This is a genomic window from Leeuwenhoekiella palythoae (assembly GCF_020310025.1).
Lineage (GTDB): Bacteria > Bacteroidota > Bacteroidia > Flavobacteriales > Flavobacteriaceae > Leeuwenhoekiella > Leeuwenhoekiella palythoae.
The window spans coordinates 1,556,631-1,574,027 of sequence record NZ_CP084318.1; the positions used below are offsets into that span (position 1 = coordinate 1,556,631).

General features: G+C 41.2%; 15 protein-coding genes. 10 read left to right on the forward strand and 5 right to left on the reverse strand.

Features of this window, described 5'->3' with window-relative positions; translation table 11 throughout:
• The 4 genes from LDL79_RS06505 (at position 1) to LDL79_RS06520 (ending at position 3,514) form a co-directional block, all read left to right on the forward strand.
• The gene (locus LDL79_RS06505) at positions 1-471 is read left to right on the forward strand and encodes a thioredoxin family protein (RefSeq protein ID WP_167598316.1); all 471 of its coding nucleotides are present in this window, start codon (positions 1-3) and stop codon (positions 469-471) included.
• Between the two features lie 42 nt (positions 472-513).
• On the forward strand, positions 514-1,662 hold the full coding sequence (locus LDL79_RS06510; RefSeq protein ID WP_225599611.1) for a lycopene cyclase family protein: 1,149 nt from the start codon (positions 514-516) through the stop codon (positions 1,660-1,662).
• A 64-nt stretch (positions 1,663-1,726) separates the two neighbouring features.
• Positions 1,727-2,656: a helix-turn-helix domain-containing protein gene (locus tag LDL79_RS06515; protein ID WP_225599612.1), complete on the forward strand. Its 930-nt coding sequence runs from the start codon at positions 1,727-1,729 to the stop codon at positions 2,654-2,656.
• Positions 2,657-2,749: 93 nt separating this feature from the next.
• The gene (locus tag LDL79_RS06520) at positions 2,750-3,514 is read left to right on the forward strand and encodes an SDR family NAD(P)-dependent oxidoreductase (protein WP_225599613.1); all 765 of its coding nucleotides are present in this window, start codon (positions 2,750-2,752) and stop codon (positions 3,512-3,514) included.
• Positions 3,515-3,571: 57 nt separating this feature from the next.
• Here LDL79_RS06520 and LDL79_RS06525 read toward each other — a convergent pair whose 3' ends face one another.
• The 3 genes from LDL79_RS06525 to LDL79_RS06535 all read right to left on the reverse strand — a co-directional run bounded on the left by LDL79_RS06525 (position 3,572) and on the right by LDL79_RS06535 (position 10,066).
• On the reverse strand, positions 3,572-4,927 hold the full coding sequence (locus tag LDL79_RS06525) for a glycoside hydrolase family 43 protein (protein ID WP_225599614.1): 1,356 nt from the start codon (positions 4,925-4,927) through the stop codon (positions 3,572-3,574).
• Positions 4,928-5,042: 115 nt separating this feature from the next.
• Positions 5,043-9,104 carry a T9SS type B sorting domain-containing protein gene (locus tag LDL79_RS06530; protein ID WP_225599615.1) on the reverse strand — a complete coding sequence of 1,354 codons (4,062 nt, stop codon included), beginning with the start codon at positions 9,102-9,104 and terminating at the stop codon, positions 5,043-5,045.
• 212 nt (positions 9,105-9,316) lie between these two features.
• On the reverse strand, positions 9,317-10,066 hold the full coding sequence (locus LDL79_RS06535; protein WP_225599616.1) for a TerB family tellurite resistance protein: 750 nt from the start codon (positions 10,064-10,066) through the stop codon (positions 9,317-9,319).
• Positions 10,067-10,499: 433 nt separating this feature from the next.
• On the opposite strand from LDL79_RS06535, the gene LDL79_RS06540 reads away from it, so the two are divergent.
• The 6 genes from LDL79_RS06540 (at position 10,500) to LDL79_RS06565 (ending at position 14,932) form a co-directional block, all read left to right on the forward strand.
• Positions 10,500-10,910 (forward strand): BrxA/BrxB family bacilliredoxin, encoded by a 411-nt coding sequence (locus LDL79_RS06540; RefSeq protein WP_009781878.1) that lies wholly within the window; start codon positions 10,500-10,502, stop codon positions 10,908-10,910.
• A gap of 129 nt (positions 10,911-11,039) precedes the next feature.
• A complete protein-coding gene (locus tag LDL79_RS06545; RefSeq protein WP_072980721.1) occupies positions 11,040-12,830 on the forward strand; it encodes a chloride channel protein in 1,791 nt (596 codons plus the stop codon).
• A 3-nt stretch (positions 12,831-12,833) separates the two neighbouring features.
• On the forward strand, positions 12,834-13,493 hold the full coding sequence (locus LDL79_RS06550) for a hypothetical protein (protein ID WP_225599617.1): 660 nt from the start codon (positions 12,834-12,836) through the stop codon (positions 13,491-13,493).
• Positions 13,494-13,509: 16 nt separating this feature from the next.
• On the forward strand, positions 13,510-13,782 hold the full coding sequence (locus LDL79_RS06555) for a hypothetical protein (RefSeq protein WP_225599618.1): 273 nt from the start codon (positions 13,510-13,512) through the stop codon (positions 13,780-13,782).
• A gap of 90 nt (positions 13,783-13,872) precedes the next feature.
• On the forward strand, positions 13,873-14,064 hold the full coding sequence (locus LDL79_RS06560) for a cold-shock protein (protein ID WP_009781881.1): 192 nt from the start codon (positions 13,873-13,875) through the stop codon (positions 14,062-14,064).
• Positions 14,065-14,164: 100 nt separating this feature from the next.
• Positions 14,165-14,932: an amidohydrolase gene (locus tag LDL79_RS06565; RefSeq protein ID WP_225599619.1), complete on the forward strand. Its 768-nt coding sequence runs from the start codon at positions 14,165-14,167 to the stop codon at positions 14,930-14,932.
• Positions 14,933-14,956: 24 nt separating this feature from the next.
• Here LDL79_RS06565 and LDL79_RS06570 read toward each other — a convergent pair whose 3' ends face one another.
• Together LDL79_RS06570 and LDL79_RS06575 are read right to left on the reverse strand one after the other, a co-directional pair.
• Positions 14,957-16,576 carry an Ig-like domain-containing domain gene (locus LDL79_RS06570; protein ID WP_225599620.1) on the reverse strand — a complete coding sequence of 540 codons (1,620 nt, stop codon included), beginning with the start codon at positions 16,574-16,576 and terminating at the stop codon, positions 14,957-14,959.
• A gap of 91 nt (positions 16,577-16,667) precedes the next feature.
• A complete protein-coding gene (locus LDL79_RS06575) occupies positions 16,668-17,345 on the reverse strand; it encodes a ComF family protein (RefSeq protein ID WP_225599621.1) in 678 nt (225 codons plus the stop codon).
• Positions 17,346-17,397: the final 52 nt, after the last annotated feature.

Here is a 17,397-nt window from a genome sequence, read left to right on the forward strand (position 1 = left end):
ATGAAACAATTAATCTTTTTTCTATTTCTTTCTTGCGGAAGCCTTATTGCTCAAAAGAGTGATCAGCAAATCAACTGGTTAAGTTGGGAAGAACTTGAGGATGCGTTGACTGAAAACCCCAAGAAGACTTTGGTATTTTTTCACGCCGACTGGTGTGCGTATTGCAAAAAAATTGACCGGGTGGTCTTTACTAAACCTGAAGTCATCGCCAAAGTTAACCGGGATTTTTATGCAGTCAGAATGAACGCTGAAACCACAGACACCATCACCTTTGATGGAAAGGTGTTTACCAATCCGCTAGCAAAAACACAGCGCAATGCAGTGCATCAACTGGCTGCACTTTTGGGATCGCGAGAAGATCGGGAATTCTCGCTACCGGTAACTTTGATGTTTGACGAACTATTCAAGGTAAAACGCAGGATCTTTGAGTATTACACTTCGTCAGAACTTTTAAAGTATTTAAACCAATAGACCGTTGCCGGGACGCATTTTTAATCCTAGTTTTAAACTCAGATGCAAGATGCCACAAATCACTTTGACTACATCATTCTCGGCGCCGGACTTTCGGGGTTGATGCTTGCCTATCGCATGAGTCAAGATGCTTTTTTTAAGGATAAATCGGTTTTGATTCTTGATAAGTCTGACAAAAAAATCAATGATCGCACCTGGTGTTTCTGGAGTCAACATACTGCTGAGTGGGATGCAGTGATTAGCAAAAAATGGAAAACTATTCGGTTTAAAAGCGTAGGATTTGATGCTGAAATTCCGCTAAAAAAGTACACCTACAGCAAAATTGAAGGACTCGATTTTTATAACCAAATTTTTGAACAATTTCAGGCATCTAAAAATTTCCAATTTAGAACCGAAACGTATCTGAGTCATCGTGAACATAGTTTTTCGGTTGAAGTCCAAACAAAAAACAACATATATTCCGCAGCAAAACTCTTTACCAGCATTCTTCCTCCGGAGCGTCTTGAAAAGCAAACGCAATACCCTGTTTTACAACAGCATTTTATAGGGTGGGAAGTTGAAACTCCATCGTCAGTTTTTGAACCCGAGATTGCCACATTTATGGATTTTGATATTCCGCAGCGCGGCAATACACGTTTTATGTATGTGTTGCCTACGGCGAAAAATAAGGCGCTGGTAGAGTACACACTTTTTTCAGAAAAACTGCTTCCAAAAGCAGAATATGAAGTCGCAATTCAAGAATATCTTGAAGAATTAGGTGTTACCGAGTATACCATTCATTCTAAAGAACAGGGCAGCATTCCTATGACGGCTTTTCCTTTTGAACAATTCAACTCAAAAAACATACTTCACATAGGTACTGCAGGCGGCTGGACCCGCGGAAGCACCGGTTATACTTTTACCTACACCCTAAAACGTACAGAACAACTTATTGCTTTTTTGAAAGCGGAAAATGATCTTTCTAAGTTTAGCATCAAGGATCGTTACCGCTGGTACGATGCAATTTTTCTGGATGTGCTTTACCGAAAAAATCAAATGGGAGCGCAGTTGTTTACCCGAATGTTCAAGAAAAAAAAGGTGGATGCAATTTTTAGATTTCTGGACGGAGAAAGCAGCCTGAAAGATGATTTGAGCATCATTTTAAGTATGCCAAAAAAGGAATTCATCAAGTCATTTTTAGGGTTAAAGTAATCTTTAGCTCAAACTTACCTAGATCTTCTTACCTTTGAATTTTACAATTAGGTAATTTCGAATCATGCAGCACACCAGTCTGGAAGCATTTTATAAGGAAGCCACCATTTTTACCGGCAAAGAAATAGAAACGCTGTTGCCTCCGGGCATCAACAAAGAGATCGGGCATTTTAATGTCTTTGATATTTCTGAAACGATCAGGGCGGTAAAAGAAAAAAACGAAATGCCGTATAACCGCAGAGCCTACTACAAAATCAGCTTGATACGCGGTAAAAACAGAGCAGAATATGCTGACAAGGTGATCGAGGTAAAATCAAACGCATTACTTTTTGCAACACCTAATGTACCCTATCATTGGGTTCCCTTAGATGAAGATCAAAACGGTTCTTTTTGTGTTTTTACCGATGCGTTTTTAACGCAAAGTAAAAGCGGTATCGATCTTGAAAAACTTCCTATTTTTCAGCCCGGAAGTCTTCCCGTATTTGAGATTTCAGATGAACAAGCTGAGGCTATTGCGCCTATTTTCAGTAAAATGAAAACCGAAATCGCTTCTGATTATGAGTTTAAATACGACTTGCTGCGCACGTATTTACTCGAATTGATTCATTACGGGCAAAAGCTGCGTCCGGCGCATCAGGTGAGTAACAATCAGAATGCCGCTAAGCGCATCATTTCTTTATTCATTGAGCTTCTTGAACGTCAATTTCCCATTGAATCACCTCAGCAACGCTTGCAATTACGATCGGCTAAAGACTACGCAGATCGGCTTGCGATTCACGTGAATCACCTCAACAAAGTACTTAAAGAAAGCTTAGGCAGCACCACAACAGATATTATCAAAAAACGCATTATTCAAGAGTCTAAAATTCTACTAAAACAAACCGACTGGACGGTGTCTGAGATCGCATTTAGCCTTGGATTTGAAGAGGTAGCTCATTTTTCTAACTTCTTTAAAAAGCAAACTCAACTGTCTCCGCTCAACTTCAGAACCTAGATTACTTTGATTTTTACAAACTATGCTTTGATGCTTGCAAAGCAATAGCCTTTAGTTTCCCGCAACTTTGCAGTATAATTAAATACTACAACTATGGAAACTAAAAACAAAATCGCTTTGATAACCGGCGGAAGCCGTGGATTAGGCAAAGATATGGCGCTTAGCCTTGCAAAAACCGCTGTTGATGTTCTCATCACTTACCACAGTAACGCAGATAAAGCACAAGAGGTGGTGACTGCAATCGAAGCCTTAGGTCAAAAAGCTGCGGCATTTCAGCTAGATACTGCCAACGTTAAGTCTTTTGATGGTTTTATCGCACAAATTACCAATCATTTAAAAGAGCAGGAAAGCCATCCCAATTTTGACTTTTTGATCAATAATGCCGGAACTGCGCTGTATGCCCCAATAATGCAAACCACCGAAGAACAATTTGATGAGATGGTGAACATACATCACAAAGGTGTTTTCTTTCTAACGCAAAAAGCATTACCGTATATGAATGACGGCGGAAGAATCATTAATATTTCTTCAGGATTGGCGCGTTTCAGTTTACCGGGATCTTCAACCTATGCTTCTATGAAAGGTGCAATTGAAGTACTCACGCGTTATCTCGCTAAAGAATTAGGTGACCGAAAAATCACAGCAAATGTGGTTGCACCGGGCGCCATTGAAACCGACTTTGGAAACGGACACGTACGTGATGATGCCAAAACCAACGAAATGGTCGCGCAAATGACGGCCTTAGGTCGCGCAGGATTACCGGAAGATATTGGCGGTGTTGTTGCCTTTTTATGTTCGCAGGAAGCGCGCTGGGTCAACGGCCAGCGGATAGAAGTTTCAGGCGGAATGAATTTGTAATACCAAACAAATAATCATTAGAAAAGGGTGTTGATCAATTCAACATCCTTTTACTATTTAAGGCGTATACGGCGCAACAACCCTGAGTTTATCTCCTGAAAGATCTACCTCAAACAAGTGTGGAACTCTGTGATAGTTACCATTTACCACCGCGTGACTGTGCGCTGCCATAAGTGTTTTACCATCAAAAGTTGTAAACAACATACCGTGACCATAATTGCGTGGCGTGATCGGTTTTTCTTCCTGAATCCACGGTCCGTTTAACGTGCCACTTTCAGAATAGGCTACGCCTTGCACATACTCGTCATAGATCCAGCTGGTCCACAGCATTCCTAATTTTCCGGTTTCGGTTTTAAATAGGAATGGACCATCAGTAACTTTATTGGGTTTGTCATTTCCATCTTTATCTTTTTCGCGAGACCAGGGAGAATCACTCGCTCTAAATAACAATTCGGCTTTTCCCATCGAACCGCTTAGATCAAGTTTCAGTTCAATTTTCTCTATGGTCCCGTTGCCATTATGCAACCATTCGTAACAATACACCATATACGGTTTACCGTCTTCATCTACCCAAAAAGTTCCATCTAAGGTTGGCATATCTGCGGGTAAATAAATGTCGTCTTCCATAGGTTTGTAAGGTCCGTCTGGAGTGTCGCTAACCAAAATATGACTCGCACGTCGCTCGATAATATTGTCGTCAACGGTATCGATCTTTACCGCCCTGTTGGTGAAAGTCGCAAAATCATAATACCTGTCTTTGTATTGATGTAATTCTGCCGCCCAGATCATAGGTTTAGGCCCCATCCACGAATTTGGATCGGTTTCTACAACATCAAACGGACCTTCCCAATATGCCAGATCTTTGCTTTTCCACATTTTACCGCCGGTGCCGGTCATATAATAGGTTTGGGTCGCTTCATCTGCTAAAATATAGGGATCACTCAGCCTGATAGAATCAATAGCCGTCAAATTAGTTCTATCCTTTTTTACGTGAATAGATTGCCCGGTAAGCTTCCAACTGCCATTGATTTTTTCGAGCATGCGTATTTCAATGGTTTTACTCACACTACCGTCTGCTGCCGTTGATTGCTCATCGTGACTCACCCAAGCCTCATTCCCATTAATATGAAATTTATAATTTGAATTCACCGAAGTTCCTCCATTACCCATCATACCTTTGGGTGGGTTGATCATCAATTGAGGATCAAGATCAATCACCTCCCCATCTCCCGTGGAGATCAAAATTCGACTATAGGGTTTGACCGCCCAGCAGCTTGCGTGACCTTCTACATCGCCTGCACGCCAAGTAGCCGACTCTTTCTCTAAAACCTTGATGATCTCGCGTTCTTCTGCCTTTTGGGCAAAGGCATTGACAACTACTAACAAAAGCAGGGCTATAAATGTATTTTTCATAAGAAAGGCATTCTGGATTTGGTTAATCTTCAACCCTTCTAACTTACTGATAAAATTCGGTTTACGATAGATCTATGAAATTGCGCAGGGTCGAAAGTTCTCAAACCAACCTTTTCTATCTCTTGAGCGTAAAATGCGATTTGAATACTGCCGGAGTATCTTCAAATGTATATTCTACTCTGAACCAGTAATCGTCAGACGGCATATTCTGATTGCGATACGTTCCGTCCCAGCCGGGACCTTGAGGCGATAAACTTTTTAATAATTTTCCGAAGCGATCAAAAATAAAGATCTGCGCTTCAGGGAAATCCTCAAGCGAAGTAATATTCCAGGTGTCGTGATAACCATCAGTATTGGGTGTAAAATACTTTGGAAAATCAATCACTTGAACCTCTACCGAAGCAGCACCGCAAGTACCGTTAATTCCGCGTACGGTGATGAGATGCGTGCCCGGAGAAACATTTATAAAGCGTGGCGTGTTTTGAAATGCTTGATTGTCCAAACGATATTCATATTCTCCAAAGCCGGCCGTTACCGTAACAGCAATTTCAGAGACATTCTCAAAAGGTTGAGAAACTTCAACATCAAAAACAGGTTCGGCCGACTCAAAAACCTCAACTGTAGTGGGATTATAATTACAAGCTGCTCCTACTTCAGGATTCAATTTTTGGGTAGAAACGCTGTAAACACCAGCTTCGACAGCTGTATACGTGCTGCCCTGCCCTGCTAACTGCCCATCTAAAAACCAACTCACCAAAAACTCTGAAGCATCAAGACCAGAATCCAGTAGCACAGGATTTTCGACTGCTCCGGTAGTAGCATTGCGGCACAGTGTTCCTCCTTCCACAGAAAAATTTAGAAGCGGATAAACGGTGACTTCAAATACATCTTCGGCAAAGCAGTTAGTATTATCTAAGGCTTCGGCATATTTGTAAATCGTATAGGTACCCGGCAGCAATTCGTAATCAGCAGGATCAATAGGAGCTTGTTTATTTGGCCCCAAATAATAGCCTTGTGTAAAAGTGGCTTGAGATAAGGTTGGAAGCATGTAGCTGCCACATTGCTCCACATCGGGCTCCGGAACCAAAACCGGAGTTTGCGAAATAGTGACTGTAAAACTGCTTTCATCTTCACAGAAAAAGCGGGTTCCATTACGCGCATAAATAAAAACTTCTTGAGTTGTGGTCAATACATCTCCGGGGTTCAGTTGGGTTCCCTGTCCGCCAGATTCAGTAAAATAATCACCTACAGCCAGTGCCGGTAACGTGTAGCTGTCGCATTGCGCCGTGTCGTTAAATTCTTCAACTTCCACCCCAAGAATATTTATCGTAAACGTGTTTTCGCTATAACAAGAGGTAAAATCATCATACGCGTTGTACACATAAATCGTACGCGTAGCAGTGATGACTTCTCCCGCGAAAAGCTGATCTCCCATTCCCATAGGCTGCGTAAAATATTGTCCATTCTCCAATTCAGGAAGTACATACGGTTCACAACTGTACACGAAGGTCAAATTATCTACAGGAAGTAACGGTCGTATTTCTACTTCAAATTGAGTTTGATTCTGGCAACCACTTACTTCGTTATTGATATAAATAATTTGCGATTCATCGATCACATCTCCGGTGAAAAGCTGCGTACCTCCGCGTTCAGTTTCGGTAAAATATTCACCATCGGTTAAAGTGGGTAAGGTGTATGTTTCGCCCTCGCACAACAATTGATCTGGTAACGTATCTACCGGCGGAATCGCGATCACGTTGACATCAAAAAATGCATTTGTGGTACAGTTAGATCCTGTAGTTGTATTCACATAATAATAGATACGTTGAGAGGTGGTTAACACCGTACCTTCTGGGATGACACTTCCTCCGCCAGCAGCCGCGGTATAAAACGCACCCTCCTCTACTTCGGGAACGGTATAAGAACCACAGGCATCCAGATTGTCAAATTCAGGAACGATAAAAACACGCCATTCGTGAGAATTGGTGCACCTGGTATCGTCGTTAAAGATATAGATGGTTTGCGTAGTAGTGATGACATCGCCCGCGTTGAGAGTAGTACCGGTGCCATCGGGCTCGGTGTTGTAACTCCCATTGGTTAATGCGGGTAAAGTATAGTTATTACAAGCCACTACATCTGCCGGCTCGTCAACAGGAGGAAGCGGAAAAACCGTAATATTAAATGCCTCATCACGACATACAGCACCATTTTCTTCAAAATAAAAATAGATGGTTTGTGAAGTGGTAAGTGCATCACCCGGATTTAAGCGTGTTCCACCCCCGCCGGGTCCACCTGCTGCCGTATAAAAACCACCGGCTAAGGTTGAAGGAATGATAAAAGCACCACAAGACTCCCGGTCTGACAAGTCATATTCAGAAACAAAAGTAATACTGAAAGAGGTCTCATTACTACAGCCATTAGCATCCGGACCGTTATAAATGAATAAGACCATATCTTCTGTGATAATGTCTCCTGCGTTATAAGGAGTGCCTCTTCCGTTGGAGCCTGAGAAGTAATTTCCGTTTGTCAAAGGCTCCAGTTCATATGCATTACACGTGATCACATCTGCCAATTGATCTACTGGTGGTAAATCATTGACTTCAACCGTAACCTCTACCGTCTCGTAGCAGGCATCTTCGTCTGCAAATGAAATCCTTGCCACAAAGTTTTGCGTTGTTGTGCCTTCGGAAATCACATAAGGCGAGAAAACTTCGTTGCTCATCGCATCTGCATCAGCTTGATTTTCATAATAGGTAATATTGAAAAGTGCCGGATTTTGACCATTTAAGATTTCGTTATTAAGCTGTGTCAAATCGACTGCCACGTCATTTCCGGGCCGTGCACAGGCTTGTAAAGGATTGGGAGTAGTAACTCGAATTTCAGGGCGTTGCTCGAGCATAAAAGAATAGCTGCCTCCACAAAAGTTACCCGTATTTAAATTACGCAAACGAATAAATATGCGCTGACCGGTACTCTGAAACGCGTTCAATTCAGAATCTGGAATAGGCTGATTTGTGCTTAAGGCTGTTGTGCTGGTATAATACACCACCTCAAATTGGGCATTACTCAGCCCTAAAGCACTCGCATCGTTTTGGGTCAAATTGAAACTTGAAGGATTTCCATTATTGTAACAAGCGATTAGATCATCGGGAGCAGTAATTGAAAGCGGACTTACCACAACTTCGTCTGCGATCACGCAGCCATTATTAGAAACTTCTACGCGGTACATACCATTATTGGAAACGGTTAACGTACTTCCGGTTTCGCCGGGAATTGCACTTCCGTTTAAAAACCATTGATGGGTATAAACCGTAGCGTCTAAACCTGTAGAAAGTGTTGTTGAATCTCCACTGCATAAAACCAGATCAGGGCCTAGATCAACACTGGTATTGAAACTTCCGCCGGCCAAAAAAATTGCCGAATCAAAGTTGGTATCATTGGAGTCTCCTATCACAATGCGAATATTATAGGAAGTACCGGGCGTTAATGTACTAGAAGCGGTAAGCACTTGGGTATAACCACGCATATTGATGGTTGATTGTGCATTGGTCACCTCATACGAATCAAAAAGTCCCGGATTGACCGAATTACAACTCGCATTATTCTGGTCATCCCGAATATTGCGCACCGAAACCTCTTCTCCCGAAGGTGTGAGTGCCAAGTTTTGTGAAGTACCGGTGCTCAGATCAGTAAGGATAAATGCCACTACATCCTGTGAGGAACACTGCCATTCTCCATATTCATTAGAAGCAAAAATAAAATCAAAGCTAAAATCGCTAGAAAGCGGTACGAAATCAAATTCTAAAAAAGCCGTTTCTTCAATAGGTGCACTTGTACCGGTAGCGTCATTGATGCTCTGCAAATACGCATCTCCATTGGTGTTGAGTTCGCTGCTCAATTGAGCTTCATTTCCTGTGTAAGCCCCTCCACTTAATCGTGCATTACCCGTACGTAAAACCACACCATTAGCCAACGGAAACAGACCGCCATTATTAGAGAATAATCCTGCAGCTTGAGTTGAAGAAATAGCAATATTGCTGATCTCAGCGCAAGCATCACCCACAAGAGTGTTCACCAAATCCTGCGCAGGTCGCGGACTATCAACACTTACCTGCTGCGTATAACCGCCTAGGTATGTAAATAAAAAAACTAAGACAAGTAGGTAGTACTTGTTCATCAGAGGGGGCTTTAAAGCGTTAATTAACAACAGTGTAACGTATAGAAACTTTAAAAAGTATGGCCTTCAAAAAAGTTACACCATAAAAATCTTCACATTAAAAATAACACTTAAAAATCTGAAAATCAAAACACTACATATACAACCAAAAAGCCCTTTAATTATTGAAATTAAAGGGCTTTTTAGTTGTACGGATTAACCTCTAGTAAATACTACATCCCGCGTTCTTTTTGAATGGTTTCATACGCATCCTGTACATTTCTAAATTTTTCTTCTGCTCCGGCGCGATAGGCTTCATCCATATGCTGTAGTTTATCTGGATGGTATTTTTTTGCCATATCGCGATAAGCTTTCTTTACTTCTGCATCTGTTGCAGATTTATCAATCTCCAATATTTTATACGCACTATCAGAATTTTTAAAGAACATCGCTTTAAGTCCTTCAAACTCATTGCGGCTTAATCCTAAATATCCCGCAATACTTGAGATTTGATTCACCTCTGCGGTAGAAACGTTTCCGTCTGCCTGAGCGATCCCAAATAAAAAGTGAACAATTTGTAATCGAACTTCTCTACGTGTACGCTGTACCAAATACGCACAAATACGCTGCGCATTTACCTCACGCTTTTTCACCACCTCATTAAAGGTTCTAAAAGTAGCATTGGCGCGCTCTTTACCATAAGCTTGCACAAAATACTGACGCACATAATCCATCTCGCGCTGACTCACTTGCCCATCTGCTTTGATAACTATAGAGCAAAGCGAAAGTAAATTCAGCTCAAAATCTCCCGGAGTTACCGTCTGCTGCCCACCACTAAAAGGCGAGCGACTTCTGCCCGAAGCGTGACCCTCACTTTTATTAAAAAACAAATTATCTATGAGCATCCCAATCACATAACCTGCAACCGCACCAAGAAATCCTCGGTAAGCAAAGCCTATAATTGCTCCTATCCATCGTATCATTTAATCTTTTTTATTCGGTTTTGGTTTATCTGCTTGTTGCAAACAACCCTCCTACTTTTTAATTACTAGCCAACCCGATGACCATCGGGACAGGGTTTTATACCTTTTGCCGGTGTTTATAAACCCGTGCAAAAATAAAGCCTTTGCTACAGGTAGGTCGCAAATATGACAAATTGTTACTCGCAGTGATAGGATTGTATGTCACGTATTTGGTCAAGATGCGCTATAGACTTTAAACGTATGCGCAAAGGATTGAGGCCTTGTGGAGCTCGTTTGCAATGAGCAACATTGCAAACAGCGACGGCCGAAAGCCTGACTTTGCCCCTAGGCAAAGATGCGCCCAAATAAAAAAGCAGATGCTCAACGTAGGGTTTACAACTTATGCCCGACTATTATTTTATATCTTTGTAAACCAAAAATTAAAAAAGAACTTATGTATCCAGCAGAATTAGTAAAACCTATGCGTGAAGACCTTACTTCTGTAGGTTTCACAGAATTACATACAACAGACGATGTACAGGCAGCTATGAAAAAAGAAGGAACCACGCTTGTTGTGGTAAATTCAGTATGTGGTTGTGCAGCGGCAAATGCCAGACCGGGAGCGCGTATGGCTTTACAAAATGCAAAAACTCCAGATAATTTATACACTGTTTTTGCCGGTGTAGATCGCGAAGCAACAGAGCTTGCACGTAATTTTATGGTGCCGTTTCCTCCTTCTTCACCTTCAATGGCGTTATTTAAAGATGGTGAATTAGTACATATGTTGGAGCGTCATCATATTGAAGGGCGTCCTGCAGAACTTATTGCAGATAATCTTGTAGATGCTTTTAACGAGTATTGCTAGTAACGTACGCTTGCTAAAATATTGAAACCCTGCCTCTTCGGCGGGGTTTTCTGTTTTGTATAATTAATTTCTAATTATACTATATTTTGATTTATACACCTTACTTTTGCGGCAATAAATCGAGTGATAATGCCTGGTAAAAAACCTCTTTTACATCGCTTTCACGCCTGGCGCTACAAGCATATTTCTAAGACCACATTTATCTATTTTTTAAGTGTGATCACAGGGCTTCTTGCCGGTCTGGGAGCTGTTTTGATCAAGAACTTTACTCACGTAATTCAAAATCTTCTTGAAGGAAAACTCGTTGAGAATTACAGGTATGGGTTTTACTTTTTGTTCCCGATTATAGGTCTTGCTCTTACGGTACTTATCGTAAAATTTATCATTAGAAATCCGCTGAGTCACGGGGTTCCTATGACGCTGCGCGCTATCGCAAAGCGAAAAGGTTTATTACGCAATTATCAAGTTTACGCTTCTTTAATTACCGCGCCGATCACTGTAGGTTTTGGAGGATCGGTAGGGTTAGAGAGCCCTACAGTGGTTACCGGTGCAGGAATTAGTTCATACTTGTCTCGCATCTTTCATATGGATCAAGCGCACCGCAATTTACTATTAGGCTGTGCGGCAGCGGGTGCTATGTCTTGCATTTTTAAAGCCCCCATTGCAGCGATCATATTTGCGGTTGAAGTCTTTAGTCTAGACCTTACTTTGTTATCGCTGATGCCGTTACTTTTGGCATCACTTTCGGCGATCTTAACTTCCTATTTCTTTTTTGGTTCAGATACTATTTTACCTTTTGAGCTTAAGGATGCTTTTACTATTGCAGATTTTCCATACTATATGGTTCTTGGCGTAGTTGCAGGATTGACTTCGGTGTATTTTAGTAAAGCCTATTTTGCCACTCAAAAGTTCTACAGCAGGTGGACTTCAGCTACCACCAGACTTATCATTGCGGGGGCTTCGCTGGGTGTGCTTTTATTTTTTATTCCACCGTTGTATGGTGAAGGTTTTGACATTATCAACCAGCTGCTTGAGGGCAACACGATAAGTGCTCTGGGTGAAACTTTTTTTAGTGATTATCTTGAAAACATTTGGGTGGTAATCGCACTGCTTGCAGGCCTAGTGCTTTTTAAAGTGATCGCTTCTGCCATAACCTTTGCCGGTGGTGGAATAGGGGGTATTTTTGCTCCAGTTCTTTTTATGGGCAGCGTGATGGGCAATTGCATTGCCAAAGTCATCAACAACTTGGGCATTAACGGTGTTCATATTTCAGAAAGTAACTTTACACTTGTGGGAATGACCGGTTTACTTGCGGGAGTACTTCACGCACCACTTACTGCAATTTTCCTTATTGCAGAGATTACAGGCGGTTACGGGCTTTTTATTCCGCTGATGATCACTGCGGCCATCGCCTATGGAATTAATAAATACTTTTTGCCGCATTCGGTTTACGGGATGGAACTTGCCGTAAAAGGCGAACTCATCACACACGATAAAGATCAGGCGGTGCTTACCTTACTAAATGTTGATCAGATCATTGAGTCTAATTTCATTCGGGTTAAACCGAATATGACTTTAGGCGAAATGGTAAAATGTGCAGTCGCTAAATCTACCCGAAATTTATTTCCGGTGGTGAACGAAGAAGACGAACTCGTAGGCGTAATCACCCTTGATGATATCAGAGAAATTATGTTTGATGCGTCGCTGTATGACACGACAAAAGTGGGCAGCTTAATGCACGCCGCGCCGGAGTATATTTACCTAGAATCTGATCCCGCAAAAGAAGTGATGCGCAAGTTTCAGGACAGTGGCGCGTGGAATTTACCCGTGATCAAAGACGGAAAATACCACGGCTTCATTTCAAAATCAAAACTCCTTACCGCGTATAGACGTATGCTGGTGAGCTTTTCAAGAAAATAGCCCATGTTCAAACAAAAGTACGTTATCATTATATGCTGCGTTTTTTGTTTTTCGGCATACGCTCAAGATATCAGTCCGTCAGTTTTTGCCAAACTCAACGGCTTTAGAAACAAGAGTTTTAAAGAGAATGGATTTTATGATATTCAGCTAGGTTTTGGCTTATTCTCAGACTTTTGGATCGCTCCTAAACTGGCTTTTAAGCATAACAATGGGGCGCTAAACGATGCTTCAGTTTTTACGGAAACTACAGAAGAACAGCTGCGCACCAATTACACAGGTAATCTTGTAAGCGTAGGAACTAAAATCAGGCTCACAAAGCCTGAAGATGTTTGGCTCTTCTTTTGGCCCGAATATAGTTTTGGAAACTTTAAGTATACCAGTTCGTATTTTAAAACTGAAAATAACCCCGCACGCTTGCAGCTGCAAGAATCAGTTAATTATAAGAACCAACAGGATTACTTTGATTTTGCCCTGGGTCTTGAAGGTTATCTTGACTTTGATCAGCGTTTTTTAATTTCGGCATACTTGGTTTATACGACTTTAGACTTACGTCAGGATTTTGATCAACTTTCATTTATGCAAACCGGGCAACGCCCCATTCCTGAAAAGAATAGCAGTTTAGGTATAGGTGTAAGTTTTGAATATCATTTCAGTAAAAAATAAATTAACTCAAAGTACTATGCGCAACACGATAATCATACTTTTTTGCATTCTTTGTTTAACCTTAGGTTACGGCTTTTATCTCAGATATTTTACAGAAGATACCTTAACCGGTGATCGGTTTTTAGGCCTAACCATTTTGGCCGTTGCCTTTATTTTGATGCCGATGTTTTTATATCACCGCTGGAAAGACCGCAACGTGAAAGATTATATGCTTGATGAAGATAACATAAGGAAGATGAGAGACTTCAATGAAAGTAAAGAATCGCGCAAAAATTCTGAAAATCAATAACTTTTGTAAAAATAAATTTACCTTAAGTTAACTTTTGTGTTGTTTAAACACGTAGCTTTGTATCAATATTAATTTTTTTACAACTTTATAATGAAAGGTACAGTTAAATTTTTCAATGAATCAAAAGGTTACGGATTCATTACTAACGATGACACAGGCAAGGACATCTTTGTACACGCAACCGGTCTTAACGGTGAAGTGTTAGAAGAAGGTGACCAAGTTGAGTACATCGAAGAAGAAGGAAGAAAAGGTATGGTAGCTGCGCAAGTACGCGTACTATAAGCCAAGATATATATAAGTATATTTAAGATTCCAATACCCGCTGCAATGCAGCGGGTATTTTTTTGCCCTAACCTCATCAGCTTTTTTGTACTTTTAAGTTATGCAAGACACCTTAAAAATAGCAGCAATTCAAGCGGATCTCGCTTGGGAGGACCCGGAAACTAATCGTGCGTATTTTGATCAAAAAATAAGCGAGGTAGACGATGTAGACCTCATTGTTCTACCCGAAATGTTTGTAACAGGTTTTAGTATGAATCCTGAGGGCATTGCTGATACCGGCGCTATGGTTGCGTGGATGAAAGCTACTGCAAATGCTAAGCAAGCCGCACTTGCCGGAAGTTTGATGATTCAAGAGCACGACAACTATTACAACCGCTTTTATTTTATTACTCCTGACGGCAACAGCACTACATATGATAAGCGCCACACCTTTACCCTAGCGGGTGAACATAAGGTTTACAAACGCGGCGAAAAACCTGTAATCGCTATCTACAAAGGCTTTAAATTTTTATTGCAGGTGTGCTATGACTTGCGTTTTCCTGTTTTTGCGCGCAATACATCTAATTATGACGTGATGCTCTATGTAGCCAATTGGCCTAAAAAACGCGTTTTTGCCTGGGATACTTTGCTTAAAGCACGGGCAATAGAAAATATGAGTTACTGCATAGGCGTTAATCGTGTAGGCGTTGATGGCGGCAATTTTGAATACAACGGCTATAGCGGAATTTACGACAGTCTGGGCGCTACTTTAGCTTTCGCGGAAGCGGAAGAAAAAACTATTTATGCAACCTTAAGCAAAGCCCATTTAGAAGAAACCCGCAATCAACTGAATTTTCTCGCCGATCAGGATGCATTCATATTGAAATAGCAAAATTTTAATGTGACGTGCAGCTTATTCCTGAGTTAGAATAAAAGTATTTTTAGGATACCAGCCCGAGCGTAAATCCAGCAAATCTGGATAGTATAAGACTTCTTCCGGTTGCTTTTGCTCCAGATAATTTCCGGTATCGTATTTACCGTTCTCGTTAAGATCTACGATCACACGTGCATAGTATTTTCCGGGTTCAATTCGGTTAAACTGAAATACTGTGGTGCCCGGTGCTCCAATAATTTCACGTTTTACATCACCTTTTTCGGTAACTAATTGCACAATATGTTGTACGTCTGCGGCGCCTTGCAACGTTAGGTCATACTCTCCATAATCGCCGTAAGCTTTTGTTGAAGCACTAAAATTGAGCGTATCGTTCTTAGAATCGTAGAAATCGGTAAGCGCTTCCGGAAGCATTTGAATACTGTACGATTCATTTTCTTCCGTTTCAAATTTGAGCGACATCTGCAATTTCTCTGGGAATAAATTCACCTGAAACGCTTCAACCAGTGTTGAATCCTTTCGGCTGATTTTTATTTTTGAAGTGTCGACCGCCACCACAGGGATGGTTGTGTTGAACAGATAAGGCTCTTCTAAGATCAAACTGCTGGACACCGATTGAATCTGAAGCGAATCTGGCTTTAACCCACGCTTTCTGATGTACATCGTATCTAGCAACTGCTTGTTTCCGTAGGTTTCAAAAATCAACGAATCTGTTTCTACCTGAGGCTTGTACCAATATTGTAACGAATCTTGACCTTTTTTAAGTGTCACTAAACGTTCAAAACCTTCGGGTTTAGCACTGATCAATTTTACATCTATACTATCAGGATTTCCGGTAAACGGAAACGCAATGCGCTGTGCCGATGCTTGTTTTGGTCTTCCGGTTTCACTTTTTAATTGCTCGTTAAACAAGCGCAAAACATACACGCTATCTGTAGGCACCTCAATAAAACCATCATAAAAAGCGATTTTATCTTTATCTGGCTGAAAGGTGTAGTTATTGGCATCGTCTTTCATCGCAACCAACTTATAACGCCCCTCTTTCACATTGGTAAGTTCAAAAACCACAGTGCTGTCTAAAGTGTTAGTAATGTAGCGCGGCACATCTTTATAAACGATAGAATCAGAATACGTCGAGTCTGCCTCATAAAGCATCACAGTCACATATTCATCTGGTTTTTGCAATAGCGCATCTCTGATAACCCCGGTTACATTAAGAGAATCTATATAATCACCGGTAGAAAAAACATATTTAAAAAACGGAAACTCATTACCCTCATTATTATCTGTAACACTTTCGCCAAAATTAAATTGATAGGTGGTATTAGGTGTAAGGGTATCTGTGATCTGAATATCAATATACCGCGATGCACTCCCCTGCGGACTCACCTGCGCTTTAGGATCCATCGGAGGAGAAACGATAAGGTTTTTACTTATATCCTTAAGTTTGATATACTCGTCAAAATAAATTCTGATTTCTTTTCGGTCAAAATTTGTGGTGTAATTGGGAGGATCAGCACGCACCAAAACTGGCGGTGTCTCATCTTTGGGCCCTCCTGTGGGAGTACCACGCTTGGCACATTGTACTACAAAAAGCAGTAAAATAGAAACAGAAACGAGCTGTAAAACCTTTTTTGACATAACAGCGCAAAGTAACGATTATTTTTAAAGATGAGACAGCAGTGCTTTTGGATAATCATCAGAAAAGAAGCTGCCTTATAAAACGAGGAAATCACTGGGCTATTGCCATAACGGCAACGCTCAATTTAATGTCTGGTATTTGCTGCAAGGCGAGCGCACAACCTTCAATGGTTCCTCCTGTGGTGATCAGATCATCTACGAGCAAAATATGCTTCCCTTGAAGGCTTGCGGTTTCGGTAACTGCAAAAGAGTCTAAAACTTCGGTTCCTCTAAAAACACGGTTTAAAAATACCTGTGTACGCGTTGCTTTTGTTCGAAATAAAATAGCATCATGATACGGCTTATTTAAGCAGTGCGCAATCGCTTTACCAAATCCCGCCACTTGATTATAGCCGCGTTCTCGTAATCGAGATTTATGTAAAGGTACCGGGATGACGCAGTCTATTGCCGAAAATGCAGGAGCTTCAGCAAGCTGACTCCCCAACCAGTTTCCCATAAACGGGCTAAGTTGTTCTTGCCTGCGATATTTTAAATTGTGTATAAGTTGCTGAACCCGTGTTTTCTTATCAAAATAGAACAAAGCCGCCTCAAGGTGAATAGTTGTTCTACCGTATAATAATTTTTGTATAGGGTTGAGCGTTGTAGTATGCAAATGAGTCACAGGCAGGGTGTGCCTGCACGAAGTACAAACAAACGCTTCTCCCTCGCTCAACAGTTCGTCGCAGGCGCTGCATTGATCAGGAAAGAAGAGTTTCAGCAAAGACTTCATCTCATTTTGATTAATTATTATAACTTTCGCACTAAGATATCAAAATAGGCTG

What these genes read in the sequence shown, in the direction of transcription:
- LDL79_RS06505 (WP_167598316.1), top strand. Translation starts at nt 1, where the DNA reads ATGAAACAATTAATCTTTTTTCTATTTCTTTCTTGCGGAAGCCTTATT.
- LDL79_RS06510 (WP_225599611.1), top strand. Translation starts at nt 514, where the DNA reads ATGCAAGATGCCACAAATCACTTTGACTACATCATTCTCGGCGCCGGA.
- LDL79_RS06515 (WP_225599612.1), top strand. Translation starts at nt 1,727, where the DNA reads ATGCAGCACACCAGTCTGGAAGCATTTTATAAGGAAGCCACCATTTTT.
- LDL79_RS06520 (WP_225599613.1), top strand. Translation starts at nt 2,750, where the DNA reads ATGGAAACTAAAAACAAAATCGCTTTGATAACCGGCGGAAGCCGTGGA.
- LDL79_RS06525 (WP_225599614.1), bottom strand. Translation starts at nt 4,927, where the DNA reads ATGAAAAATACATTTATAGCCCTGCTTTTGTTAGTAGTTGTCAATGCC.
- LDL79_RS06530 (WP_225599615.1), bottom strand. Translation starts at nt 9,104, where the DNA reads ATGAACAAGTACTACCTACTTGTCTTAGTTTTTTTATTTACATACCTA.
- LDL79_RS06535 (WP_225599616.1), bottom strand. Translation starts at nt 10,066, where the DNA reads ATGATACGATGGATAGGAGCAATTATAGGCTTTGCTTACCGAGGATTT.
- LDL79_RS06540 (WP_009781878.1), top strand. Translation starts at nt 10,500, where the DNA reads ATGTATCCAGCAGAATTAGTAAAACCTATGCGTGAAGACCTTACTTCT.
- LDL79_RS06545 (WP_072980721.1), top strand. Translation starts at nt 11,040, where the DNA reads ATGCCTGGTAAAAAACCTCTTTTACATCGCTTTCACGCCTGGCGCTAC.
- LDL79_RS06550 (WP_225599617.1), top strand. Translation starts at nt 12,834, where the DNA reads ATGTTCAAACAAAAGTACGTTATCATTATATGCTGCGTTTTTTGTTTT.
- LDL79_RS06555 (WP_225599618.1), top strand. Translation starts at nt 13,510, where the DNA reads ATGCGCAACACGATAATCATACTTTTTTGCATTCTTTGTTTAACCTTA.
- LDL79_RS06560 (WP_009781881.1), top strand. Translation starts at nt 13,873, where the DNA reads ATGAAAGGTACAGTTAAATTTTTCAATGAATCAAAAGGTTACGGATTC.
- LDL79_RS06565 (WP_225599619.1), top strand. Translation starts at nt 14,165, where the DNA reads ATGCAAGACACCTTAAAAATAGCAGCAATTCAAGCGGATCTCGCTTGG.
- LDL79_RS06570 (WP_225599620.1), bottom strand. Translation starts at nt 16,576, where the DNA reads ATGTCAAAAAAGGTTTTACAGCTCGTTTCTGTTTCTATTTTACTGCTT.
- LDL79_RS06575 (WP_225599621.1), bottom strand. Translation starts at nt 17,345, where the DNA reads ATGAAGTCTTTGCTGAAACTCTTCTTTCCTGATCAATGCAGCGCCTGC.